At 78.0% G+C, this 1304-nt stretch carries 1 protein-coding gene; it reads left to right on the top strand.

Annotated elements, in window-relative coordinates; all coding sequences use genetic code 11:
- Window positions 1-1304, top strand: a 1304-nt coding sequence (locus ETD83_RS41870; RefSeq protein ID WP_138650772.1) for a sensor histidine kinase, incomplete at both ends; no start/stop codon positions are given.

The following is a 1304-nucleotide window of genomic DNA, read 5'->3' as shown; positions in this document are numbered from 1 at the left end:
GCCCGCCCCCGTCCGGCCCGCGGCACGGCCGACGTCACGGCCGGTATCGCCCGCGCGGTCCGCGCCGCCCGGCCCGGCACGCTGGGCCGGGCCGTCCGCGGCGCCGTCCGCCGTCCGTCGCGGTCCGCGCTGGTCAAGGACGTCGTCCTGTTCGCCGTGCTGGCCTTCCCCGTCGCCTCCGGGGGCGTCACGCCCCCCGAGCCGCACCGGGCGTCGTGGTGGCTGCAGACGGCCGGGCTCGGCGTCCTGGCCGCCGCGATCGCGGTGTGCCGCACCTGGCCGACCCTCGCGCTGCTCACCGCGATCGCGCTGATCGCCGTCCACGGCAACTTCACGTTCGCGATGCCCGTCCTGGCCTACCTGACCGGGCTGCGCACCACCCGCGCGCAGCCGCTGCTGTGGGGGTTCACCGCCGTGTTCGTGGGCGGTGCGGCACTGTCGATCATCCGCGGGATGGACGTCACCACCTGGTTCCCCTCCACCGTCTGGCTGGTCCTGCTGGGCGTCCTGCCCTGGCTGGTCGGCCGCTACTGGCGGCAGTACCAGGAGCTCCTGCGCGCCGGATGGGAGCGCGCCGAGCGCCTCGAACACGAGCAGCGCATCATCGCCGAACGCGAACGGCTCCGCGAACGCGCCCGCATCGCCCAGGACATGCACGACTCCCTCGGACACGAACTCGCCCTCATCGCCGTCCGCGCCGGGGCCCTGCAGGTCGACCCCGGCCTCGACGACCGGCACCGCGCCGCCGCCGCGCAGCTGCGCGCGGGCGCGGCCGACGCCACCGAGCACCTCCGCGAGATCATCGGCGTCCTGCGCGAGGAGACCGCCCCCGCCGCCCCGGACGCCGCCTCACCGGACGCGCCCGGCGGCGCGGCGCCGGTCCGGCCCGCGGGGGAGAGCATCCCCGACCTCGTCGCACGGGCCCGCGCCTCCGGCGTCCCCGTCCACCTCGCCGACGACTCCGATCCACCCGGCGACCTGCCCTCCGACATCCCGCCGATGGTCGCGCTCGCCGCCCACCGCGTCGTGCAGGAGGCCGTCACCAACGCCGCCAAACACGCGCCCGGCGCCGCCGTCACCGTCCGCCTCACCCACCGCGAACCCGCCGGCGGCGCGCCCGGCGGCGGCGTGATCAGGGTGACGGTCGCCAACGGCCCGCCGCCCGGCCAACGGCCCCTGCTGCCGTCCGGCGGGCACGGCCTGACCGGGCTCACCGAACGGGCCCGCCTCCTCGGCGGGACCCTCCGCGCCGGGCCCACCCCGGCGGGCGGCTTCACCGTCACCGCCGACCTGCCCACCGCACC

Source organism: Actinomadura soli (genome assembly GCF_005889715.1).
Taxonomy (GTDB): Bacteria; Actinomycetota; Actinomycetes; order Streptosporangiales; family Streptosporangiaceae; genus Spirillospora; species Spirillospora soli.
This window is presented reverse-complemented; position numbering and strand designations above follow the sequence as displayed.